Annotated in this window: 20 protein-coding genes; 6 read left to right on the top strand and 14 right to left on the bottom strand. The window is 66.8% G+C overall.

Features of this window, described 5'->3' with window-relative positions:
* From ACFUTU_RS10660 to ACFUTU_RS10620, 9 genes are all read right to left on the bottom strand, one after another.
* Positions 1–575, bottom strand: a 575-nt coding sequence (locus ACFUTU_RS10660) for an aldehyde dehydrogenase family protein (RefSeq protein WP_377963963.1), incomplete at its 3' end; no start/stop codon positions are given.
* A gap of 135 nt (positions 576–710) precedes the next feature.
* Positions 711–2,108 carry an MFS transporter gene (locus ACFUTU_RS10655; protein WP_377963961.1) on the bottom strand — a complete coding sequence of 466 codons (1,398 nt, stop codon included), beginning with the start codon at positions 2,106–2,108 and terminating at the stop codon, positions 711–713.
* Between the two features lie 49 nt (positions 2,109–2,157).
* Positions 2,158–3,663, bottom strand: a complete 1,506-nt coding sequence (locus tag ACFUTU_RS10650; protein ID WP_377963959.1) for an NAD-dependent succinate-semialdehyde dehydrogenase — start codon at positions 3,661–3,663, stop codon at positions 2,158–2,160.
* A gap of 24 nt (positions 3,664–3,687) precedes the next feature.
* Positions 3,688–4,503, bottom strand: coding sequence for an HpcH/HpaI aldolase/citrate lyase family protein (locus ACFUTU_RS10645; RefSeq protein ID WP_377963957.1), 816 nt, complete (start codon positions 4,501–4,503; stop codon positions 3,688–3,690).
* On the bottom strand, positions 4,488–5,273 hold the full coding sequence (gene hpaH, locus ACFUTU_RS10640) for a 2-oxo-hept-4-ene-1,7-dioate hydratase (RefSeq protein WP_377963955.1): 786 nt from the start codon (positions 5,271–5,273) through the stop codon (positions 4,488–4,490). Before hpaH ends, ACFUTU_RS10645 begins: the two co-directional genes overlap by 16 nt.
* A 3-nt stretch (positions 5,274–5,276) precedes the next feature.
* Positions 5,277–6,368 (bottom strand): 3,4-dihydroxyphenylacetate 2,3-dioxygenase, encoded by a 1,092-nt coding sequence (gene hpaD, locus ACFUTU_RS10635; protein WP_377963953.1) that lies wholly within the window; start codon positions 6,366–6,368, stop codon positions 5,277–5,279.
* A 51-nt stretch (positions 6,369–6,419) separates the two neighbouring features.
* Entirely contained in the window at positions 6,420–7,934 is a 1,515-nt protein-coding gene (gene hpaE, locus ACFUTU_RS10630; protein ID WP_377963951.1) for a 5-carboxymethyl-2-hydroxymuconate semialdehyde dehydrogenase, read from the bottom strand.
* 14 nt (positions 7,935–7,948) lie between these two features.
* Positions 7,949–8,641: a GntR family transcriptional regulator gene (locus ACFUTU_RS10625; RefSeq protein ID WP_377963949.1), complete on the bottom strand. Its 693-nt coding sequence runs from the start codon at positions 8,639–8,641 to the stop codon at positions 7,949–7,951.
* Positions 8,634–10,118 carry a fumarylacetoacetate hydrolase family protein gene (locus ACFUTU_RS10620; protein WP_377963947.1) on the bottom strand — a complete coding sequence of 495 codons (1,485 nt, stop codon included), beginning with the start codon at positions 10,116–10,118 and terminating at the stop codon, positions 8,634–8,636. Before ACFUTU_RS10620 ends, ACFUTU_RS10625 begins: the two co-directional genes overlap by 8 nt.
* 224 nt (positions 10,119–10,342) lie before the next feature.
* Between ACFUTU_RS10620 and ACFUTU_RS10615 the strand changes: the two genes are divergently transcribed.
* On the top strand, positions 10,343–12,253 hold the full coding sequence (locus tag ACFUTU_RS10615) for an FAD-binding monooxygenase (RefSeq protein ID WP_377963945.1): 1,911 nt from the start codon (positions 10,343–10,345) through the stop codon (positions 12,251–12,253).
* A gap of 216 nt (positions 12,254–12,469) precedes the next feature.
* Positions 12,470–13,945: an APC family permease gene (locus ACFUTU_RS10610; protein ID WP_377963943.1), complete on the top strand. Its 1,476-nt coding sequence runs from the start codon at positions 12,470–12,472 to the stop codon at positions 13,943–13,945.
* 15 nt (positions 13,946–13,960) lie between these two features.
* Here the strand turns inward: ACFUTU_RS10610 and ACFUTU_RS10605 are convergent, their stop codons facing one another.
* A complete protein-coding gene (locus ACFUTU_RS10605) occupies positions 13,961–14,668 on the bottom strand; it encodes an AmiS/UreI family transporter (protein WP_377963941.1) in 708 nt (235 codons plus the stop codon).
* Positions 14,669–14,866: 198 nt separating this feature from the next.
* Between ACFUTU_RS10605 and gdhA the strand changes: the two genes are divergently transcribed.
* Positions 14,867–16,204, top strand: coding sequence for an NADP-specific glutamate dehydrogenase (gene gdhA / locus ACFUTU_RS10600; RefSeq protein ID WP_377963939.1), 1,338 nt, complete (start codon positions 14,867–14,869; stop codon positions 16,202–16,204).
* Between the two features lie 31 nt (positions 16,205–16,235).
* On the opposite strand, the gene ACFUTU_RS10595 is transcribed toward gdhA, so the two are convergent.
* From ACFUTU_RS10595 to ACFUTU_RS10585, 3 genes are all read right to left on the bottom strand, one after another.
* Positions 16,236–17,195: a helix-turn-helix domain-containing protein gene (locus tag ACFUTU_RS10595; protein WP_377963937.1), complete on the bottom strand. Its 960-nt coding sequence runs from the start codon at positions 17,193–17,195 to the stop codon at positions 16,236–16,238.
* A 131-nt stretch (positions 17,196–17,326) separates the two neighbouring features.
* A complete protein-coding gene (locus tag ACFUTU_RS10590) occupies positions 17,327–18,388 on the bottom strand; it encodes a D-TA family PLP-dependent enzyme (protein ID WP_377963971.1) in 1,062 nt (353 codons plus the stop codon).
* A gap of 106 nt (positions 18,389–18,494) precedes the next feature.
* Positions 18,495–19,100: a TetR/AcrR family transcriptional regulator gene (locus ACFUTU_RS10585; RefSeq protein ID WP_377963935.1), complete on the bottom strand. Its 606-nt coding sequence runs from the start codon at positions 19,098–19,100 to the stop codon at positions 18,495–18,497.
* A 120-nt stretch (positions 19,101–19,220) separates the two neighbouring features.
* On the opposite strand from ACFUTU_RS10585, the gene ACFUTU_RS10580 reads away from it, so the two are divergent.
* Entirely contained in the window at positions 19,221–21,176 is a 1,956-nt protein-coding gene (locus tag ACFUTU_RS10580) for a primary-amine oxidase (protein ID WP_377963933.1), read from the top strand.
* A 9-nt stretch (positions 21,177–21,185) separates the two neighbouring features.
* Positions 21,186–21,644: a hypothetical protein gene (locus tag ACFUTU_RS10575; RefSeq protein ID WP_377963931.1), complete on the top strand. Its 459-nt coding sequence runs from the start codon at positions 21,186–21,188 to the stop codon at positions 21,642–21,644.
* Positions 21,645–21,675: 31 nt separating this feature from the next.
* On the opposite strand, the gene ACFUTU_RS10570 is transcribed toward ACFUTU_RS10575, so the two are convergent.
* Positions 21,676–22,224, bottom strand: coding sequence for a flavin reductase family protein (locus ACFUTU_RS10570; protein WP_377963929.1), 549 nt, complete (start codon positions 22,222–22,224; stop codon positions 21,676–21,678).
* A gap of 260 nt (positions 22,225–22,484) precedes the next feature.
* Here ACFUTU_RS10570 and pstS point away from each other — a divergent pair, with 260 nt between their 5' ends.
* A complete protein-coding gene (pstS, locus tag ACFUTU_RS10565) occupies positions 22,485–23,606 on the top strand; it encodes a phosphate ABC transporter substrate-binding protein PstS (protein ID WP_377963927.1) in 1,122 nt (373 codons plus the stop codon).
* Positions 23,607–23,652: the final 46 nt, after the last annotated feature.

Genomic DNA, 23,652 nt, shown 5'->3' with positions numbered 1-23,652 from the left:
GGGAGTTCTTCGTTGAGGACCTTGATCAGGGCCAGGACGGAGAGCGGTGTCATTTTGGAGGGTTTGACGACGGCGGTGTTGCCCATCCGCAGGGCGGGGGCGATCTGCCAGATGGTGATCATCATGGGCCAGTTCCAGGGGCCGATCGCGCCGACGACGCCGATGGGCTTGTAGTGGAGTTCGGCGTACGTGTCGCCGTCGTCGACGATGACTTCGGGGGTGAGTTCGGTGGTGGCGGTGGCGCGGAGCCAGGCGGCGCAGGCGCCGACTTCGAAGCGGGCGTTGGGTCCGTTCAGGGGTTTGCCCTGTTCGCGGGAGAGGAGCCGGGCGAGTTCCTCGGCGGAGCGTTCGATGGCGTCGGCGGCTTTGAGGAGCGCGGCGGAGCGGGCGTCGTGGCCGGCGGCGGCCCAGGCCGGCTGGGCGGCGGCCGCGGCCGCTACCGCCGTTTCGAGGTCGTCCACGGTGTGGACCGGTGCCTGCCCGACGACGGCGCCGGTGGCGGGGTCCAGGATGGTCCGGCTCTCCTGGCCGGGACCGGCCGTGACGGACGCGAGGAGGGCATCATAGGTTTCCAACAGGTACTCCACTTCGAGTAGGAAAGTGCGCTCAGCCGGGCGGCGAGGCGGGCATACCCAAGTGTTGTCCGGCCGCGCCGCCCCTGGCTTGTGTTTGGGTGCAGAACCCTTGACTTGGGGCGAACTGACGTCGGGCTAGACGCGGGCATCCGCCTGGCTGGCGTCGGCCGGGGCGGGCCGCCGGTCGAAGATGGTGGCGCCGGCCTCCTGTTCGGCCTGGTTGTTGATGCCCAGGTCGATGCCCTTGCGTTCCCGGATCACCAGCACCGCGGCCGTCGAAACCAGTGCCACGATGAGCAGGTAGACGGACACGGACGCCGTTGTTCCGGTGGCCTGGACCAGGGCGGTGGCGATCATGGGAGCGAAGGCGCCGCCGATGATGGCGCCCAGAGCGTAGGAGATCGCGACGCCGGAGAACCTGATGGAGGCGGGGAACAGTTCGCTGTAGAGGGCCGCCTGCGGGCCGTAGGTCAGGCCGAGTCCGACCGTGAACAGTGCGAGGCCGAGGAACAGTGCCCAGATGTTCCCGGTGTTTACCAGCCAGAACAGCGGGAACACCGTGACGATGAGGCAGCCGTACCCGATGAGGTAGGTCTTCTTGCGGCCAATGCTGTCAGCCAGGTAGCCGGAGATCAGCGTAAAGACGAACCACAGGGCAGCGGAGCCGGTGACTGCCAGGAGCACTTCCGTGCGGTCCATGGCCAGGCCGGCGGGATTGGCGGCATAGCTGAGGATGTAGCCGCCCGTGGTCATGTAGCCCGCGGCGTTGTTGCCTGCGAAAACCAGGGCGGCGATGATGACCAGCAGCCAGTGCTTTTTGAACAGTTCGACAACCGGGACGCGGGTCTGCTGCTTCTTTTGGGCGATCTCCTCGAAGACCGGGCTTTCCTCCACGCTGCGGCGGACCATGAAGCCCACTACGATCAGAACGAAGCTGAGCAGGAAGGGAATGCGCCAGCCCCACTGCACAAAGGCTGCACCGGGTGAGACCACGCCGGACATCAGGGCCAGCACACCGGAGGCCAGCAGCATGCCCAGGGGAACCCCCAGCTGCGGGAAGGCGCCGAACAGGCCCCGCTTGCCGTGGGGCGCGTGTTCCACGGCCATGAGGACCGCTCCGCCCCATTCGCCGCCGGCAGAAACGCCCTGCAGGATGCGCAGGAGCAGCAGCAGGATGGGCGCCACGACACCCGCCGTTTCGAAGGTCGGCAGCACGCCGATGAGGGTGGTGGCCGCCCCCATCATGATCAGCGTGATGACCAGCATGGCGCGGCGGCCCAGCCGGTCCCCGAAGTGTCCGGCCAGGAACGCCCCCAATGGACGGAACAGGAAGCTGAGCCCCACCGAGGCGAAGGAGATCAGGATGCCGATGTTGTCGCCGGCGGGTTCGAAGAACAGCTTCGCGAAGACCAGGCCCGCAGCGTTGGCGTAGATGAAGAAGTCGTACCACTCGATGGTGGTCCCGATGATGGTGGCGAACGCTACGCGGCGGTCCGTTGCCGGGCTGCGCCGCCCCTGCTGGACAGTACTCAATGTTTTTCCTTGCTGTGGGGACACGTCACTGTGTGGATATGGAGCTGTGTCAGTTAGCGTGGGGGCTGGCGATGCCGATGTATTGGGTGGTGGTGTATTCGGCGATGCCTTCGGTGCCGCCTTCGCGGCCGAGGCCTGATTGTTTGACGCCGCCGAAGGGTGCTGCGGCGTTGGAGATGACGCCGGCGTTGAAGCCGACCATGCCGAATTCGATCTGTTCGGCGACGCGGAGGAGCCGGTTGAAGTCTCGGCTGTAGAGGTAGGAGGCGAGTCCGTATTCGCTGGAGTTGGCCAGCCGGATGGCGTCCTCCTCAGTGGTGAAGGTGGTGACCGGGGCGACGGGCCCGAAGATCTCCTGCCCCAGGATCTCTGCACCGTGGGGAACGTGGGCCAGGACGGTGGGCTGGTAGAAGAACCCGGCACCCTCAACCGGTGCGCCGCCGGTGACAGCCACTGCTCCGGCATCGACGGCGGCACGCACCAGGGCGTGCACGTCGTCGCGGGCGCCGGCGTCGATCAGCGGGCCAACGTTTGTGGCGGGGTCGGTGCCGCGGCCGGTGGTGAGGGCGCCCATGGCGGCGGCGAACTTCGCGGTGAACTCGGCCGCGACGGTTTCGTGGACGAGGAAGCGGTTGGCGGCGGTGCAGGCTTCGCCCATGTTCCGCATCTTGGCGGCCATGGCTCCTTCGACAGCCTTGTCGAGGTCGGCGTCCTCGAACACGATGAACGGGGCGTTCCCGCCCAGTTCCATCGAGGTGCGCAGGACATTCTGCGCGGCGTCGGCCATGAGGCGCTTGCCCACCGGGGTGGAACCGGTGAAGGAGACCTTCCGCAGCCGCGGGTCGGCCAGCAGCGGCCCGGAGATCCCGGACGCCGATGAGGACGCCACGACGTTGAGGACCCCGGCGGGCAGGCCGGCGTCGAGCATGGTCTGCGCGAAGTACTGGGCAGTCAAAGGCGTCAGCTTCGCAGGCTTCAACACCATGGTGCAGCCTGCGGCGACGGCGGGGGCGACCTTGCGGGTGGCCATCGCCAGCGGGAAGTTCCAGGGGGTGATGAGCAGGCAGGGCCCGACGGGTTTGTGCTGGACGAGGATCTTGTTCTTGCCCTCAGGCGAAGTGAGGTAGCGGCCGTAGTCGCGGACGGTTTCTTCGGAGAACCAGCGCAGGAACTCGGCCCCGTAGGTGACTTCGCCGCGGGCCTCGGCCAGTGGTTTGCCCATTTCCAGGGTCATCAGCAGGGCGAAGTCCTCGGCGCGTTCCGTGACCAGGAAGAAGGCACGGCGCAGGATCTCGGCCCGCACGCGGGGCGCGGTGTGTGTCCAGGAGGCCTGGGCGGCGTCGGCCGCGTCGAGCGCGGCGATCGCGTCGTCGCTGGTGGCGGAGGCGAGGCTGGCGAGCACCTCCCCGGTAGCGGGGTCGTGCACCTCGAACGTGCCGCCGTCGGACGCGTCCCGCCACTGGCCATTGATGAGCAGTCCGGTCGGCACGGACGCGAGCAACGCGGCTTCACGTGCCGGCGAGATGGCAGGGGGCAGCGCAGAAGTAACTGTCATGGAAAGTCCTTAGGAAGGGAATCGTCAGTAGCTGGCGGGGGTGTCGCCGCCGGAGGGCCGGACGTATTCGGCGGCGAGGGCTTCGGAGCCGCGGGCCAGGAGGGCGACGTCGGCGCCGACCAGGATGAAGGCGGCACCGGCGTCGAGGTAGGCCCGGGCGGTGGCGGGGGCGAAGGCGTTCACGCCGGCGGGTTTGCCGGCTGCTTTGGCGGCGGCGAGGCAGTGTTCGACGGCGGCCCGCACCTCGGGATGTTCCTGCTGTCCCAGCAGGCCCATCGACGCGGCCAGGTCCGATGGTCCGACGAAGATGGCGTCCACGCCGTCGACCTTCAGGATGTCCTCCACCGCCTCGACCGCCGCCGTGGATTCAATCTGGACGGTGACGCTCACTGTCTCCGACGCCCGTGCCAGGTAGTCCGGAACGCGGTTCCAGCGCGCCGCCCGGGCGAGTGCCGAACCGACGCCGCGGACGCCGTGGGGCGGGTAGCGGGTGGCGGCCACGGCGGCTTCGGCCTCGGCGACGCAGTTGACCATTGGGACCAGCAGGTTCTGCACGCCGAGGTCCAGGTACTGCTTGATCAGCACGGTGTCGTTGACCGGCGGCCGGACCAGGGTGTGGACGGGGTAGCCGTGGATGGCCTGGAGCTGGGCGAGGATGGATTCGAGCCCGTTGGGGCTGTGTTCGGCGTCCACCAGGAGCCAGTCCAGGCCGGATCCGGCGCAGAGTTCGGCGATGAGCGGGCTGCCGGAGCAGACCCACATGCCGGCCAGCGGCCGGCCTGCCCCGGCCTTTTGATGGGCCAGGGCGGACCGGAAGGTGTTCTCTATTCGAAACGGCACGTCACGCTCCCGAGGGGGCCGTAGTCGGCGTGGACGGTATCGCCCTTGTACACCCACAGCGGGCGGGTGAAGGAGCCGGCGAGGATGATGTCGCCGGCCTTCATGGAATCCCCGTGCGCGGCGATCTTGTTGGCCAGCCAGTGCACACCGTTGGCGGGGTGGTCCAGGACGCCGGCGGCCACGCCGGTTTCCTCCACGGTCTGGTTTTTGTAGAGGATCGCGGAGACCCAGCGGAGGTCGACGGAGTCCGGCTTCACGGGGCGGCCGCCCACCACCATGGCGCCCATGGCGGCGTTGTCGGAGATGGTGTCCACGATGGTCCGGCCCTCCATCTCAATCCTGGAATCGAGGATCTCGAGGGCCGGAACCACGTAGTCGGTGGCGTTGAGGACTTCGAAGATGGTGCAGCCGGGTCCTTTGAGCCCGTCCTTCAGCACGAACGCCAGCTCCACCTCCACCCGCGGATGGGTGTAGCGGTCCCACTGCACGGTGCAGCCGGTTTCCAGAACCATGTCATCGAAGATGGCGCCGTAGTCCGGTTCGGTGATGCCGGTGGCGTCCTGCATGGCCTTGGACGTCAGGCCGATCTTGCGCCCCACCAGGGTCCGGCCGGCCTCCTCATTCCGCTGCCGCCACAGCTGCTGCACCGCGTAGGAGTCCTCCACCGTCATGTCCGGATAGCGGGCAGTCAGCCGCGGGACCGGGGTGCGGGTCCGGTTGGCCTCCACCAGCTCATCCGCGATGGCCTCGATCGTCTTCGCGTCCAACATGGCTTAGACCTGGGCTCCGAGCTTGAAGCCCACTGCGTCCTTGCCTGCTGCCGCGTCCTCAGGCTTGCGCGTGTAGGAGAAGCCGTCCGCACCAACGGTCACGGCCATTTCGGAGGCGTCGGTGCGTTCGATGACCGGCTGCGGGTTGCCGTCGAGGTCCAGGACGAGGGAGGCCTCGGTGTACCAGGACGGGACGACGGGGTTGCCCCACCAGTCGCGGCGCTGGTTGTCGTGGACGTCCCAGGTGATGGTGGGGTTGTCCGGGTCGCCGGTGTAGTAGTCCTGGGTGTAGATCTCGATGCGGTGGCCGTCCGGGTCCAGGATGTAGAGGTAGAAGGCGTTGGAGACGCCGTGCCGGCCGGGGCCGCGTTCGATCCGGTCGCTGATGCGCAGGGCGCCCATCTTGTCGCAGATCTGGATGATGTTGTGCTTCTCGTGGGTGGCGAACGCGACGTGGTGCATGCGGGGTCCGTTGCCGCCGGTGAGGGCGGTGTCGTGGACGGTTTGCTTGCGGTGCATCCAGGCGGCGTAGGTGACGCCGTCGGAGTCCTTGATGTCCTCGGAGACGCGGAAGCCGAGGTCTTCGAGGTACTTGCGGCCGCGGGGGACGTCCGGGGTGACCTGGTTGAAGTGGTCCAGGCGGACCAGTTCCCCGGCGGAGTAGAGGTCGTAGCGCTGGGTGAGGCGCTCGACGTGCTCGGTCTCGTAGAAGAACTCGTAGGGGAAGCCCAGCGGGTCCTCGACGCGGACAGAGTCGCCGATGCCCTTGGTGAAGCCTTCCTTGCGGCGCTCAACCCGGCAGCCGAGTTCGCGGTAGTAGGCCTCGGCGGCGTCCACCTCGGCGGGGGACTTCACCCGGTACGCGAAGGCGGCCACCGCGGCGATCGGTCCCTTGCGGAGCACCAGGTTGTGGTGGATGAACTCCTCCAGGGAGCGCAGGTAGATGGTGGTCTCGTCCTCCTCGGTGACGTGCAGGCCGAGGACGTTGACGTAGAACTCGCGCGACCTGGCGAGGTCGGTGACCACGATCTCCATGTAGGCGCAGCGGACGATGTCCGGTGCCGGGACGGTGGGGGTGGGAACGAAGTTGGTCATGATGTTCTCTCTTCTTTGAAAGGGGGTTTGCTGGCCGTGTTTGCCGGGGTGTTAGGCGCCGAATTTGGGGGTGTGGACGCTGCCGAGGGTGATGTGGACGGCCTGCTGGTCGGTGTAGAAGTCGATGGAGCGGTAGCCGCCCTCGTGGCCCAGTCCGGAGGCCTTGACGCCGCCGAACGGGGTGCGCAGGTCGCGGACGTTGTGGCTGTTCAGCCACACCATGCCGGCCTCGACGTTCTGCGAAAAGTTGTGGGCCCGGGTGAGGTTCTGGGTCCAGATGTAGGCGGCCAGGCCGTACTTGGTGTTGTTCGCCAGGGCCAGCGCCTCGTCGTCGTTCTCAAAGGGGGTGATGGCGACGACGGGGCCGAAGATCTCCTCCTGGAAGATCCGCGCGTCCGGGGAGACATCGGCGAAGACGGTGGGGGCGATGTAGTTGCCCTCGGGCAGGTGCTCGGGGCGTCCGCCGCCGGCGAGCAGCCGTCCCTCGGACTTGCCGATCTCCACGTAGGAGGCCACCTTTTCGTAGTGCTCCGGGTGGACCAGGGCGCCGACCTGCGTTTTGGGGTCGTGCGGGTCGCCGACCACGATGTTCCTGGCGCGGGCGGCGTACTTTTCGCAGAACTCGTCGTAGATCGCCCGTTCCACCAGGATGCGGGAGCCGGCGGTGCAGCGTTCGCCGTTGAGGGAGAAGACGCCGAACAGGGCGGAGTCGATGGCGGCATCCAGATCGGCGTCGGCGAAGACGACGCAGGGGGACTTGCCGCCGAGCTCCATGGAGAGGCCCTTGAGGTTGGCGGCGGCGTTACGGAAGATCGTCTGGCCGGTGGTGGTCTCGCCGGTGAAGGAGATCAGCGGGACGTCCGGGTGCTTGACCAATGCGTCGCCCGCTTCCTCGCCGAGGCCGTTGACGAGGTTGAAGACGCCGTCAGGCAGGCCGGCTTCCTTGAAGATGGTGGCCCAGAGCGAGGCGGAGAGCGGGGTGAACTCGGCCGGCTTGAGGACCACGGTGTTGCCGGTGGCCAGGGCCGGGGCGAGTTTCCAGGACTCGAGCATGAACGGGGTGTTCCATGGGGTGATAAGTCCGGCGACGCCGATCGGCTTGCGGTTGACGTAGTTGATCTGCGAACCGGGGACCTTCATGGCGTCGTCGAACTGGGCGACGATCAGGTCCGCGAAGAAGCGGAAGTTTTCCGCCGCGCGCAGGGCCTGGCCTTTGGCCTGGGTGATGGGCAGGCCGGTGTCGAAGGTTTCGAGTTCGGCGAGGCGGGATTCCTGGGCCTCGACGGCGTCGGCGATCCGGTTCAGGACGCGGGCGCGTTCGCGGGGCTTCATCTTGGGCCACGGGCCGTTGGTGAAGGCTTCGCGGGCGGCTGCGACGGCGAGGTCGATGTCTTCCTTCTGGCCGGCTGCGGCGGTGGCGTAGTTCCGGTTGGAGACCGGGTCCAGGACGTCGAAGGTCTTCCCGCCGACGGAATCGACAAACTTGCCGTTGATGTAGTGCTGGATGTGGGTGGGCAGGTCCTCGGGAACGTAGTGCTTTGCTGCTGTTTCTACAGGAGTCGTCATCGTTGAAGTCCTAACTAGTGCTTGGTTTGGGAGAGGTAGGCGTCGAGGGTGGCGCTGCGGTGGAGCCGGGCCGCTTTTTCGATGGTGTCTGCGTCCGCGTTGTTTTCAATGAGCTGCAGGAGCGCCTCGTGTTCCTCCACGGATTCCCGGGCGCGGCCGGGAACGAAGCGGAACGTCGAGGACCGCAGGGATGCGAGCCGGTTCCAGCCGCGGTGGACGAGGTCCAGGATGTGCGGGTTGGGGCAGTGTTCGAACAATACGCTGTGGAAGTCCTGGTTCAGCTGGGTGAACCGGACGGGATCGAAGTGCTGCAGGCACTCGCGCATGTCCTCGTTTACCGCGCGGGCCCGGGCGATGTCCGCCGCACCGATCAGCGGTGCGGACAGCGCCGTGGCCGCACCTTCCACGATGCTGAGTGTCTGCATCGTATAGAGGTACTCGGTGGGATCGATCCCGGAAACGGTGGCACCGACGTTTCGTTCGAACTTCACCAGGCCCTCGGCTTCAAGCCGGCGGATGGCTTCGCGGACGGGGACCACGCTGAAGCCGAGGTCCTTGGCGATGGCGGCCAGCACCAGCCTGTAGCCGGGGGTGTAGCTGCCTTCGACGATCCGTGCCTTGATGGCCTGGTAGGCCTGCTCCGACTTGCTGCCGGGGGTGGCGGCGGAGTCAGCAGTTGCTGCGGTGGCGGTGGCCGTTTCAGCCATTGGCTTTGCCTGCTTCCCACTCCTCGTACTTGGCGCGCCACTCACTGTTGAGCGGGTATAGCCCGTCCACGCTGTGGCCCTGCTCCACCATTTCGGCGATGAACACCTCTTCGCGTTCCTGGGCGATCGAGTCGTCAGCGACTTCCTCGGCGATGGCCGGCGGGATCACCAGGATGCCGTCGGCGTCGGCCACGATGATGTCGCCGGGCTGCACGGTGGTGCCGCCGCAGGCGATGGTGATGTCCGTATCCCACGGGATGTGGCGGCGGCCCAGCACGGCGGGGTGCGGGTTGGAGTAGTAGGTGGGCAGCTCCATGGCGGCCACGGCGGAGAAGTCGCGGACGCCACCGTCGGTGATGATGGCGGCGGCGCCGCGGACTTGGGCGCGGAGGGCCAGGATGTCGCCGATGGTTCCGGTGCCCTTCTCGCCGCGGGCTTCCATGACCAGGATTTCGCCCTCGTTGACGGAGTCGATGGCCTTTTTCTGCGCGTTGAACCCGCCGCCGTGGGTCTTGAACAGGTCTTCACGGTTGGGCACGTAGCGCAGGGTCCGGGCCAGGCCCACCACCTTGCGGTCCGGCCGGGTAGCTTGCAGACCGTCGATGCTGACGTTGTTCAGGCCGCGCTTGCGCAGCTGCGAGGACAGGGTGGCGGTGCAGACGCTCTCCAGCTTCGCCTTCAGCTCCGGCGTGAGGACATGCCCGACGGCGGCACTTGCGTCGGCGGCCGGAAGGCCGGCGGCCTCCCGCGAGCCGTACGCCTCTTCCCGCTGCAGGTCATCGGCCTTGGGCTGCGCACCAAAGTCCGCGAACGCCGTCGTGCCTTCCTTAACAGTGGTGGTGAGGCGGCCAGTGGTGAGGCCGCCGTCGGCGGTGCTGACCTCCACCTCCAGCACGTCGCCGGGAACGGCGACGGAGGCGCCGGCAGGGGTGCCGGTGAGGATGATGTCCCCCTCCTCGAGGGTGAGCAGCTGGGAGAGGTCCGCCACGAGCCGGGCGAACGGGAAGAGCAGGTCCACAGTGGTGTCGTCCTGGACCAGTTCTCCGTTGTGCCAGGTGCGGATCCGCAGGTTGGCGGGGTCGACAGCGTCTGCCGGGATCAGTGCCGGGCCCACCGGAGTGAAGCCGTCGCCGCCCTTGGAGCGGAGGTTGGAGCCCTTGTCCGCGTAGCGGAGATCGTACACACCCAGGTCATTGCTGGCCGTGACCGCGGCGACGTGGCTCCACGCGTCCTCGATCCCAACACGCCGGGCGGCTTTGCCGATGACGAGAGCGATCTCGCCCTCGTACCCGAGCAGTTCGCATCCGGCCGGGCGTTCGACCGCGGTACCGCTCAGGGAGAGCGAGGACGAGGGCTTCAGGAAGTAGGAGGGCTGCGCCGGTGTCCGGCCGCGCTGGGCTGCGCGGCTGGGGTAGTTAATGTGCACCGCGATCACCTTGCGCGCTGCTGCCAGGGTGTCGCCGTTGACCTGCTCCAAAACGTTCTCCTCATCAGGTACGAAATCGTATACGAAACATACTGGACCGTCCTGCCCGCTTCGTCAACCCCTCGTTCCGGGGAAGCGGCGGCTTCTTGTGGCCGGGGTCATGTGTGACGTACAGTACTGAATCATAACCACAGTTTCTATTATCGAACCATCTGTTCTGATATAGAACACATGACTTGGCGCAAGCCAGCCACACAGTGAAGTGAGGAAAACCCGTGCAGTTCCACCACCACGGTTACGTTTCCGGTGACCCGCGCATCCAGCCGGCCGCCGGTGTCGGCATCAACCGCCCCGAAGAGCTTCCCGACGAGGTTGACGTGCTGATCGTGGGTTCCGGCCCCGCCGGCATGCTCGCCGCCGCCCAGCTGTCCCAGTTCCCGGACATCACCACCCGCATCGTGGAGCGCCGTCCCGGCCGCCTGGCGATCGGCCAGGCGGACGGCATCCAGGCCCGCAGCGTCGAGACCTTCCAGGCCTTCGGCTTTGCCGAGGAAATCACCGCGGAGGCCTACCGGATCACCGAGATGGCGTTTTGGAAGCCCAACCCGGAGAACCCGAAGCACATCTACCGCGCAGCCCGTGCGGTCGACGACGAGATGGGCATCAGCGAATTCCCGCACCTCATCGTCAACCAGGCCCGTGTGCTCGATTACTTCGCCCGGGTCATGGCCTACTCGCCGACGCGCATGACCCCCGACTACGGGTATGAGTTCCGCAGCCTCGAGGTCGCCGATGAGGGGGAGTACCCCGTGACGGTGACCCTGGTCCACACCGCAGGCGGGCAAGAGGGCCAGGAGCGCGTGGTGCGCGCCAAGTACGTGGTGGGTGCCGACGGTGCGCGCAGCAAGGTCCGGGAATCCATCGGCTGCACGCTCGCCGGAGACCAGGCGAACCACGCCTGGGGCGTCATGGACGTGCTTGCGTCCACAGATTTCCCGGACATCCGGACCAAGTGCGCCATCCAGTCCCACGACGGCGGCAGCATCCTGCTGATCCCGCGCGAGGGTGGCCACCTGTTCCGCATGTACGTCGACCTGGGCGTCGTGCCGGAGAACGACAACGGCGCCATCCGCAAGACCACCATTGAGCAGATCATCGCCCACGCCAACCAGATCCTGCAGCCGTACACCCTGGACGTCCGCAACGTCGCCTGGCACAGCGTCTACGAGGTGGGCCACCGCCTGACCGACAGGTTCGACGACGTCCTGCCCGCCGAACGCGAAACCCGCACCCCGCGCGTGTTCATCACCGGCGACGCCTGCCACACCCACAGCGCCAAGGCCGGCCAGGGCATGAACGTGTCCATGCAGGACGGCTTCAACATCGGCTGGAAGCTCGGCCATGTGCTGGAGGGCCGCAGCCCGGAATCCCTGCTCGCCACGTACTCCGCGGAGCGCCAGGTGGTCGCGAAGAACCTGATCGACTTCGACAAGGAATGGTCAACCCTCATGGCCAAAAAGCCCGAGGAGTTCAACGACCCCTCGGAGCTCGAGGACTTCTACGTCCGCACCGCCGAATTCCCGGCCGGCTTCATGACCGAGTACGCGCCGTCAATGATCGTGGCCGAGGCAAAGCACCAGGAGCTGGCCGCAGGCTTCCCGGTGGGCAAGCGCTTCAAGTCCGCGCCCGTGCTGCGCGTCTGCGACACCAACCCCCTGCAGCTGGGGCACCAGGCAAAGGCCGACGGACGCTGGCGCATCTACGTTTTCTCAGACCCGGCCGAAGCCGGTGCCGCGTCGCCGACCACTGAGCTCGCCCACTGGCTGGAGAACTCGCCGGAGTCTCCGCTGGCCGCAACGCCGCAGGGTGCCGACGCCGATGCCTGGTTCGATGTGAAGGTCATCTACCAGCAGGACCACCGGGGCATCGACATCAACGCCGTCCCGGCCGTGTTCAAGCCGGAGGTCGGCCCGTTCAGGCTCACCAATCTTGAGAAGGTCTACGGCGCGGACCCGAAGGCCGACATCTTCGACCTGCGCGGCCTTGACCGCAGCGGCGTCGTGGTGGTGGTGCGCCCGGACCAGTACGTGGCGAACGTCCTGCCACTGACCGCGACGGCGGAACTAGGTGCCTTCTTCGCCCGGTTCCTGCCGGCCCGCCGCGGGCTGGTCGGCCACTCCGCGTGACCGTTTGAACGGCTGGGAAAATGAAACTGCCGGGGAGCGCGTACGCCTCCCCGGCAGTTTCATTTTTTCCGCCGGTCATGGGCAGTGCGCTCAGGCACAACAACTGGGCGCTGCCAGACAAGTCCGCGGCAGCCCGGGACTGCCAATCTGGAACCAGCGGTGCGAGGCCATTGCCGGCACCCTTCTCCAACGCTCATGACCGTTAAGAAGGATCCAATGAGTATTTCAAATTCCGAACCACGGACGGCCGAAACGGGTCCGCGCAGCGAGCAGTCCACCGCACTCCGCGCGGGCAGCATCGGCGTCCTGGGCATTCTCTTTTTCGTTCTTTCAGCCCAGGCTCCGCTGACCGGCATCGTCGGCGCGGCACCGCTGGCGGCTGCACTCGGCAATGGCGCCGGGGCTCCCGGCGCGTACCTCGTTGTGGGCATTGTGATTGTCATCTTCGCCGTCGGGTTCGTGGCCATGAGCCGGAAGGTGCAGGCCAACGGAGCCTTTTATGCCTACATCACCGCCGCATTCGGCAGGAAAACGGGCGCGGGCGCGGCCTGGCTGGCACTGCTGGCCTACAGCACTGTACAGGCGGCCATGTACGGGCTTTACGGTGCGGCCTTTTCCGGCTTGCTGGCTTCGGCGGGCCTGGCTGTTCCCTGGTGGCTCCTCGCCGTTGCCACGATGGCAGGCGTGCAGGTACTGGGGTCGAAGAACATCGAACTCGGCGCCCGCGTCCTGGCGTTCCTGGTGGGCCTGGAAGTGGCGATCCTGCTGCTGTTCGGCTTCACCGTCCTGCTGAAGGGCGGCGGCCCCGAAGGCCTCAACATGGCAGCCTCCTTTTCCCCCGAGGCGATAGCCACCGGAGCGCCCGGCGTTGCCATCATGTTCGCCGTTGCCTCCATGTTCGGCTTCGAGTCAACGGCCATCTACTCTGCCGAGGCCAAGGATCCGCACCGGACCGTGGCGCGGGCAACGTACCTCTCCGTCGGCATCATCGCCGTGTTCTTTGCCTTCATCACGTGGATGCTCGTGAGCTTCTACGGACCCTCACATGTCATCGGGGCCGCCGGAGCAGCCCTGGAATCAGGAGATGCCACGTCATTCGTGATCGGGCCACTGGTTGAGCTGTTCGGCCCCTGGGCCGGCGTTACGGCCGGGATCCTGCTGGTGACGTCCCTCCTCGCAGGCATTATTGCCTTCCACAACGGCATCAACCGCTACCTGCACTCGCTGGCCCTGCGCGGTTCCCTGCCCGCCGTCCTGGCCCGGACCAACAGGCACCGCGCACCGGCATCGGCGGCGTGGGTCCAGACAACCCTCGCCGCGCTGCTCGTGGCTCCTTTTGCGGTGCTGGGGATGGACCCGGTACTGACGCTGTTCTCGTGGTTCAGCGGACTGGCCGTTGCCGCGCTGCTGGTGCTCTACATGCTCTGCTCCCTGGCCGTCGTCGCATTTTTCCGCCGTGAACGGGTGCCAGGCCAGCTCTGGCAGACCCTGGTCGCCCCGGCCGTTGCTTCGCTGTTGCTGGGGTGGGTCCTCAGCCTGGTGGTCAGCAATTTCACGGCCCTGATCGGCGGAAGCGCCGAAACGGCTGCCGCGCTGCTGGTTGCCGTGCCCGTGATGTTCCTGGCCGGAGTGCTGGCGGAAATCGGAGTCGAGAAGCGCGTTGGGTCCTCCGGGCTCCTGCCCATGCCCTGATGATGCCGCCGGTGGCTAACTGCCCGTCGTCGTCTCCAGCGGTTTGTTAGGGACGACGGCGGGCCCCAGGTCCCGCGGGCGGTCGTGCTGGCCCCTTCGCCAGCCGTTTCGCCGGGCGTTCCGGCGGGCAAGGCCGGCCGCGAGCAGCAGAAGCAGAACGAGGCACGCGGCGGCCACGGCGACCGTTGCCGGGTCGCCGGGCCATTGCCCTGTCATGCCGAGCAGCGCCGGCACTGTTGCCGTCGTCTGGCTGGCCAGAACCAGGGACCAGCCGATCAGCGGGGACAGCCTGGTCTGGCCCAGCGCCAGCGAGAAGAAGAACAGCGCCCACAGGTACGACCAGCACAGCCACAGCACCGCCAGCAGCGCGTCCGTGTTGAACCAGGCCCCGGCGAGCACCAGGCCGCAGCCTGCCACCATTGCGCTGAACCAGCCGAGGCCCCTGGATCCGAGTCCCAGCAGGAAATCCAGGCCGACGTAAACATAAGTCAGGCCGAAGAGGAACATTCCCGACGCTGAGAGCAGCAGCTGCCCGACGCCGTCGGCATCCGGAGCCGTGACGCCTGGATGCGTGACCCCCAGGTAGGTGATGCCCAGCAGCACCTGGACCGTACCGATGACCAGGCTCAGCACGGCTGCATCCCGGCGCGGGAGGGCGCCCAGCGTTGCGAGGCCGTTGACCAGCAGCGCCGCGCCGGACAGAAGGAGGCAGACGTAGGCCATCAGTAGACCTTTGCCGCACAACGTTTTTTGCTGATAGATTCCATAATGCGAAAGCTTACTGTCACGATATGGATGTTATGCCATGATAGGCACCGTCGCCTAACCGTTCACGATCCAAATCGGTTAGGTTGAAAGCTCAACTATAGGGTGGCCGTCGACGCATTCCCGGCCGCCGCTCGGCGAAGTAAGGAAAGACGCATGGACGCACGGCTGGAGGCTGTCAGGGACACGGTTTTGGCGCGCAACCCCGGCGAGGCTGAGTTTCACCAGGCCGTCGCGGAGGTTTTCGAAAGCCTTGGCCCTGTTCATGACCGGCATCCCGAGTTCCTCGAGGCCGCTATTTTGGAGCGGCTGTGCGAGCCTGAGCGGCAGATCCTCTTCCGGGTTCCGTGGACGGACGACCAGGGCCGGGTGCAGATCAACCGCGGCTTCCGCGTGGAATTCAACTCAGCCTTGGGCCCGTACAAGGGCGGCCTCCGGTTCCACCCGTCCGTCTACCTCGGCATTGTGAAGTTCCTCGGCTTCGAGCAGATCTTCAAGAACGCGCTCACGGGCATGCCCATCGGCGGCGGCAAGGGCGGCTCCGACTTCGATCCCCGCGGCCGCAGCGACGCCGAAGTCATGCGATTCTGCCAGTCGTTCATGACCGAGCTGTACCGGCACATCGGTGAATACACGGACGTCCCGGCCGGTGATATCGGTGTGGGCGGCCGCGAAATCGGCTATCTCTTCGGCCAGTACAAACGCATCACCAACCGCTACGAATCGGGGGTCCTCACGGGCAAGGGTGTCTCCTGGGGAGGCTCGCTGGTCCGCCCCGAGGCCACCGGGTTCGGCACGGTGATCTTCACCGAGGAGATGCTCAAAACCCGTGGCTCATCCTTTGCCGGGCAGCGCGTGGTGGTTTCCGGCTCCGGCAACGTCGCCATCAATGCCATCGCCAAGGCCCAGGCGCTCGGCGCCACCGTGGTGGCCTGTTCCGACTCCTCCGGCTACATCGTGGACGAGGCGGGCATCGATGTCGGGCTGCTCCGCGAGGTCAAGGAGGTGGACCGCGGACGGCTGAAGGACTATGCGGAACGCCGTGACGGCGTGTCCTACGTGGACGGCGGCTCGGTCTGGGATGTCGACGCAACCGTCGCGTTGCCGTGCGCCACGCAAAACGAGCTCGACGGCGGTGCTGCCGCCCGCTTGGTCCGCAACGGACTGCTCGCGGTCGGGGAAGGCGCCAACATGCCCTCGACCCGGGACGCAGTGGCGGTGTTCCAGGAGGCGGGCGTGCTGTTCGGGCCGGGCAAGGCCGCCAACGCAGGCGGGGTGGCCACATCGGCGCTGGAGATGCAGCAGAACGCTAGCCGCGACTCGTGGTCCTTCGAACACACCGAAGAGCGGCTGACCGACATCATGGTGGGAATCCACCACCGCTGCGCCGCCACCGCAGACGAGTACGGCGAACCCGGAAACTATGTGCTCGGCGCAAACATCGGCGGCTTCGTTAAAGTGGCCGACGCCATGCTCGCGCAGGGTCTGATCTAGCTCGAGCAGGGCCTTATCTGGCCGCAGGCATTCATGCGCCGCGCCGCCAGTCGCTCGGCGACTCGCCGAAGGCGTCGCGGAAGGTGCGGCTGAAGTGTGCTGCATCCAGGAATCCCCAGCGCGCCGCCACAGCGCCCACGGAGGTGCCGGCATGCAGCGGATCCCTGAGGTCGCGGCGGATCCGTTCCAGCCTGCGGCTGCGGATCCAGCTGGCAACGGTGCTGCCGGACTCGTGGAAGACGTTGTGCAGGTGGCGGGTGGAGATGAAATGCGCCGCGGCAATGCCGGCGGGTGAAAGCTGGGGGTCGGCGAGGTTCGCCTCGATGTATTCACGGACCGACGTCGCCAGCAGCGCCTGGGGCTTGAGGCTGTCCGCTGCCAGGTCCAGTTCCGAATGGAGCATGGTGGAGACGAGATCCAGGGTGTTGGCGACGAGGCGGGACCCCGTGGGTCCGCTGAGTGTCTCCAGGTTGCCGGCGAGCTGCCTGATGAACGGTCCCACGATTCCCGCCAGGCCGGACTCTCCTGCCAGGCGGACCGCTGCCAGCTGCCCCACATAATCCGGCGGAAGCGACAGGGAGTCGTGCGGGAACATCACCACCATCACGCGCGCCTGCTCTTCGAATGCCAGCGTGTACGGGCGGTTAGTGTCGTAGATGGCAAGGTCGCCGGGCCGGAGCGCGGCCTCGCGGTTGTCCTGGATGAGGAGCCCGGTGCCCTCCAGCTGCAGGTTCAGCTTGAAATAGCGCTGGTCGGATTGCGCCAGAAGCGCCGGGGTGCGGTGGACGCTGTGGCCTGAGGCAGACACTTCCACGATGCACGTGCGGTCCAGGACCCTGGAGCGCATGCGGCCGCGGAACTGTTCGGGCCGTTCCGTTTCGGCCGCGAGCGGCACGAAGGACTGCGCCACAAGGTGCCTCCAGTGGTCAAACGAGCTGGCCTCGCTGGAGGTGAGGGTCTGGTCCGCGGAGCGGGCTGCGGTTGCTGGCATGAACATTCCTGACGCCGGTGGGCCATCTGAAAGCGGGTCCCCAACACTGTGTGCTGCGACACAGTCATTTCAGGTTAGCGTCGCAGCCACCGCCTGTCATCTTTTTTCAACAAGTGGCGAAAAAAAGATTCCTACTTGTTCTTTCCCCGGGCCGCCACGCTCCAGCGGTCCACGAGCGCGCCGCCGCTGACCACGGCGACGTCATCCACCAGATTGACGGCAAGGCAGACGTGGTTGGGGATGACGCGCAGCCGCTCGCCGATGGCGGGGAGGGTGCCGGGCTCCGGCCACTCGACCGTTGCGTGGTGCTCCGAAAGTGCGCTGATCCGGGCATCAGGGTAGTCCAGCAGGCGCCCGAGGCCGCTGGCCCACGCCGGCCTATCACTGCCGAGGATCTTGCTGCCGGCGTCGATGATGAAGCGGCCCGGTCCGTCCGCCGGGGTTGCGTGATGGCTGACCACGGTCGCCGCGACCGTCAGCGCGATGTCCTCGGCCGCGCATCGCCCCAGCTCCAGCTGCTGGGCGTCGCCAAAGACGTAGACGCCCGGGCGGACTTCGGTGGCGGCCGAGCCGCCGGTCAGCATCGCCGTGGGGGTGGAGCCGCCGCTGCGGCGGCTGGACTCGAATCCGGCGGCCGCAAGAACTTCGGACGCCTGGTTCAGGGCCTGCTGCTCCTGCCTGGCCGCCTCGGCCGGCATGCCCGGAGCGTAGCTGTGCCCCGGGAAGGTGAAGATTCCCGCTACTCCCAGCCCGGACTGTGCCGCTGCCCGGGCAACAGGGGCGACCGCCTCCGGGTGAACGCCGCTGCGGTGGTGGCCGCTGTCCACTTCCACCAGGACACTGACGCTCCCGGCAGCGCTTCCCAGTGCCGTCCCCAGTCTCGTTGCTCCCTCCGTGGAGTCCACGCCGACGGCGATACGCGCCCTTTGTGACAGGCGCCGGAGCCGTTGGGCTTTCTGTGGCGAAAGCCAGAGCGGGTAGGCGATGAAAAGGTCATCGACGCCTGCAGCAGCGAACACTTCAGCCTCGCCGATGGTCGCCACGGTCAGTCCGGCGGCTCCCGCCGCCATCTGCCGGGCGGCGATTTCCGGGATCTTGTGGGTTTTGGCATGCGGGCGCAGGGTGAGGCCCCGTGTCCGGACCGCTGAGGCCATCCGTTCGATGTTCCGGTCGAGTATGTCGACGTCGATCATGATGTCCGGCGTATCGATTTCCTGCGGGATGGTCACTGCTGGCGTCTCCTGCTCGCGGTCGGTTACTCGCGGCCCCGGTCGGGCAGCGAGTCGTCAGGTTCCAACGCTAGCGGTCAGCGGGCTGGCTGGTCAGTAGAGCCAGGAAGCCTTCGAGCTGGCCGTTCAGGCCGAGCTCCGTCTGGCCCTCCGGCAGCAGCGCGGCAGCGATCTGTGCCCCCAGCAGCATGTTGAGCAGCTGCCCGGCGAGGCTCTCATCGTCGACGGCGGTGCTCACCTCCCCGCCGGCCCGGGCCTCCGCGAGGTGGCGCCGGACGGTATCCAGCCACTGCTGCATCGACTCCCGGTGGATCTGTGCCTTGCCGGGGTCGTTGATCGCCTTCTGCCAGAAGGGGATGACGATCCGGGCTTCATTAATCCGTTCCTCATCCAGCGGAAGCACTTCAATGCAGAACGCGCGCAGCGCAGCCAGCCCGGAAAGCCCCGCGGTGACTTCGGCGATGCGCTTATTGGTCCGGTTGAACACGTGGCCGAACGCGAAGGTCAGCAGTGTGTCCTTGGTGGGGAAGTACGGCTTGAGGGCGCCGTTCGCGAAGCCCGCCTCCGTGGCAATCTCCCGCATGGTGGCACTTTCGATGCCCATCCTGGCGATGATCCGCCAGGTCGCATCCACCAGTTCCAGGCGGCGCTCGTCGTGGTCAACAATCTTTGGCACGCAGCCGCTCCCCAATAAATATTTTCGCCCAGGCTCTTGTGAGCCATCTTACGTTCGCTTATTCTCTACAACTATAGAAAATAAAAGTCCGACCCGCCAGGGTCCCTGATAAAGGCCGCCATGACGCTCTCCATCACAGAAACCGCCAGCCCCTTCCGCCTCGCAACAGCCGCGGAGATCAGCGGGGTGCAAGGCATTCTTCGCTCTGCCGGCCTCCTTGGCCCGGAGAAGCGCATTGCATATTTGGGCCTGCTGGACCCTGCCCGCCGTACAGACCCTGCCCGCCGGACAGACACTGCCCGTGAAGCCGGCAGCGAAGCGGAAGACCGGCGGTTCCGCGTCTTCATCCATGACCTTTCGGGCGCCCGGCCCCATGACGTCACCGTGTCGGTCAGCAGCGGCAAGGTGAGCTCCGCCGTCGAACTTGACACCGCGGCGACGGGTGAGCTGCCGGTCCTGGAAGAGGAGTTCGAGGTGGTGGAGCAGCTGCTGGCGGCCGACGAGCGGTGGCTGAAGGCGCTCGCCGCGCGGAACCTGGACGTCAGCAAGGTCCGGGTGGCCCCGCTGTCCGCGGGCGTGTTCGAGTACCCCGAGGAAAAGGGCCGCCGCATCCTCCGCGGGCTGGCCTTCGTGCAGGAGTTCCCCGAGGACAGCGCCTGGGCGCATCCCGTGGACGGGCTCGTGGCCTACGTGGACGTGGTCAGCAAGGAAGTCACCCAGGTGATCGACACGGGCGTCTTCCCCGTGCCGGCAGAGCACGGCAACTACACGGATCCCGAGCTCACCGGCCCGCTCCGCACCACGCAGAAGCCCATCAGCATCACCCAGCCCGACGGCCCCAGCTTCACCGTCACCGGCGGCAACCACATCGAGTGGGAGAAATGGAGCCTTGACGTCGGCTTCGATGTCCGCGAGGGCGTGGTGCTGCACAACATCGGCTTCCGCGACGGCGGCCGGCTGCGGCCCATCATCAACCGCGCGTCGATCGCCGAAATGGTGGTGCCGTACGGCGACCCGTCCCCGATCCGGTCCTGGCAGAACTACTTCGACACGGGGGAGTACCTGGTGGGACAGTACGCCAACTCCCTCGAGCTGGGCTGCGACTGCCTCGGCGACATCACCTACCTCAGCCCCGTGATCAGCGACGCGTTCGGCAATCCCCGCGAGATCCGGAACGGCATCTGCATGCACGAGGAGGACTGGGGCATCCTGGCCAAGCACAGCGACCTCTGGTCCGGCATCAACTACACCCGCCGGAACCGCCGCATGGTGATCTCCTTCTTCACCACGATCGGCAACTACGACTACGGCTTCTACTGGTACCTGTACCTTGACGGGACCATCGAATTCGAAGCCAAGGCCACCGGCGTCGTCTTCACGTCCGCTTTCCCGGAAGGCGGCTCGGACAACATCTCCCAGCTCGCGCCGGGCTTGGGTGCACCCTTCCACCAGCACATCTTCAGCGCCCGCCTGGACATGGCCATTGACGGCTTCACCAACAGGGTGGAGGAGGAGGATGTGGTCCGCCAGGCCATGGGCGAGGGCAATCCGCGCGGCAACGCCTTCTCCCGGAAGCGCACCGTGCTCACCCGGGAATCCGAGGGGGTCCGCGAGGCCGATGCCCGGACCGGCCGGACCTGGATCATCTCCAACCCTGAATCCCGCAACCGCCTGGGCGAACCGGCAGGCTACAGGCTGCACGCCCACAACCAGCCCACGCTGATGGCAGACCCTGAGTCTTCCATTGCCCGGCGGGCGGCGTTTGCCACCAAGGACCTATGGGTTACCCGCTACGCCGAGGATGAGCGCTACCCCACCGGCGACTTTGTCAACCAGCACTCCGGCGGCGCCGGCCTGCCCGCCTATGTCGCGCAGGACCGCGACATCGACGGCCAGGACATCGTTGTGTGGCACACCTTCGGCCTGACGCACTTCCCGCGCGTCGAGGACTGGCCCATCATGCCGGTGGACACCGTCGGGTTCAAGCTCCGCCCGGAAGGCTTCTTCGACCGCAGCCCGGTCCTCGACGTTCCGGCCAACCCGAACATGCAGGCCGGCTCGCACTGCCATGGCTAGGCCGACGCCGTGAGTGCCGTCCTGGCTTCGGCTCGCGTCCTGCACTCCCGCGCCGTGTCAGCGGTAACCGCCGCGTCCTGCGCAGTGCATCTGGGGCTCGTTGCAGGAAACCATCATGGCCCCTGGCTGGGCGCCGTGATGCTCGCGATGGTCGGCGTCTGCCTCCCCTGCGCCGTGCACCTGTGGCGCGGCGCAGGGGAGCGGCCCCTGCGCCAGGTGATGGGCTGCGCCCTGGCCATGACGGCGCTGCACGCCGTCCTCCTGCTGTATGTCCCCGCCTCCGGGGGCGGCCTGTCCGGCCACGCCCATGCCGGAGCGGCGGTACCCGGCGCCGCGGCCGTGGCCGCTACCGCTTCGGAGCCCGCCGGCCTGATGGCCATCGTTGCAGTGGAAATCACGACGGCGTTCCTCGCCGCGACGCTGCTCGCCCGCCTGCGTTCCGTTCCCCGGACGGCTGCCTCGCGCTAACGGGCCAGCTGCCCTTACGGCTCAGGCTGCGCTACGGGGCCAGCCGGCGGAACTCGGAACCGAAATGCACCAGCGGGTCGGGCGCCTCCGACGGTTCTGCCCCGCTGCCCATCGCCAGCACCTCGCCCACAACCAGCAGGTGGGTGGCGGCGCGGTGGACCGAAACAGTCCGCAGTTCAAAATAGGCGAGGCAGCCGTCGATGACTGCAGATCCGGTGGCCGGTCCGCGGCGGAACGGCACCTGTGCAAGCAGCCCGTGCAGCGGCGTTCCCGGACTGGCCAGCCAGGTGGCCGTGCCCTGGTGCTTGCCGGACAGCACACTCAGTGCCCAGGTGCCCGCCTCCTCCACCGCCTCGCCGATGCGGGATTCCGCGTACAGGCTGACCAGCATGGTCGGCGGGTCGTAGGACACGGAAAGGAAGGCGCTGACCGTGGCCGCGTAGTCCCTGTTCCGCAGCCGGGTGGAAACCACCGCCACACCGGCCGTGATGTCTGAGCTCAGCCTGCGGTACAGGTCGACGCCGGTGTCCCCCGGTTCCTTGCTCAACAGATGGGCGTCCAGCGGCCCCGAAGTTTCCATGACGCCATCGTGCCATGTGGTGCTGCTGTTGAGTCTGTTAACAGTGTGGTGCGAGCACTACGGCTGTGGCGCGGCTAACGCAATGGCAACCCAGTATCTGTAAGCCAATGGCCCGCCGTCGTTAACCCTGCGTTCACCTTTGACCCCAAAACTTGTTACCTGCGGCCCATAACTTCATTGAAGGTACAAAAAGTACGCAGCTCACGTTCGGACGTCTCCGGTCCGCACAGCATCGAAAAACCCTGGAAGGGGTACACCCAGTGAAGGCACTCCGCTTCGGCCGCCACGCGGCAATCGCTGTTATCGCCGCTGGCGCACTCGCGCTCACCGCCTGTGGTTCAGACAACGCCACGGGCACCGCCCCCGCAGGCAGCGCCTCTGCCGTCGGCACCAAGGTCACCGGCACCCTGACCGGCATTGGCTCCTCCGCGCAGGGCGCGGCCATGGACGTCTGGAAGACCAACTTCGCCTCCGCCAACCAGGGCGCCACCGTGCAGTACTCCCCGGACGGCTCCGGTGCGGGCCGCAAGGCCATCATTGACGGCTCGGCACAGTTCGCCGGTTCCGACGCTTACCTGAAGGACGAGGAACTGGCCGCGGCCAAGAAGGTCTGCGGGCCCGAGGGTGCCATCGAGATCCCCGTCTACATCTCGCCGATCGCCATTGCCTTCAACCTGCCGGACATCAGTGAGCTGAAGCTGGATGCCATCACCGCGGCCAAGATTTTCCGTGGCGAAATCGCCAAGTGGAACGACCCCGCCATCGCCGCCCTGAACCCGGACGCCAAGCTTCCGGACCTCGCCGTCACCCCGGTGAGCCGTTCTGACGACTCCGGCACCACCAAGAACTTCACCGAGTACCTCTCGGCCGCCGCTCCGGATGTCTGGAAGGACAAGGCCGAGGGCATCTGGCCTGCATCGCTCAAGGGTGAGAACGCAAAGGGCACCTCCGGCGTCGTCAAGACCGTCGCCGACACCCCGGGCGCCGTGACCTACGCCGATGACTCCGCCGTAGGCGGCAAGCTGGGCATCGCCCAGATCAAGGTCGGTTCCGAGTTCGTCAAGATCTCCCCGGAAGCTGCCTCCAAGGCAGTCGACGCCGGCAAGCCCGTTGAAGGCCGCGCCGACACCGACGGTGCCATCAAGCTTGACCGCACCACCACCGCGGCCGGCGTCTACCCGGTGGTCCTGGTTTCCTACCACATCGTCTGCTCCACCTACGACAAGCAGGAAACTGTTGACCTGGTCAAGGCCTTCGAGAACTACGTAGTTTCCGAAGAAGGCCAGAAGGCTGCTGCCGAGTCTGCCAAGTCGGCTCCGATCTCCGCCGCCCTGGCAGAGAAGGCCACCAAGGCCATCGAAGCCATCAAGGTCAAGTCGTAACGGCTTACCTGTCCGCCGAGGTTCCCCGCCCAGCCGCCAGGCAGGG

Source organism: Arthrobacter sp. NPDC057388, from assembly GCF_042668165.1.
Taxonomy (GTDB): domain Bacteria; phylum Actinomycetota; class Actinomycetes; order Actinomycetales; family Micrococcaceae; genus Arthrobacter.
The sequence above is the reverse complement of the archived record's forward strand: the minus strand, read 5'-3'. Positions and strand labels throughout refer to the sequence as shown.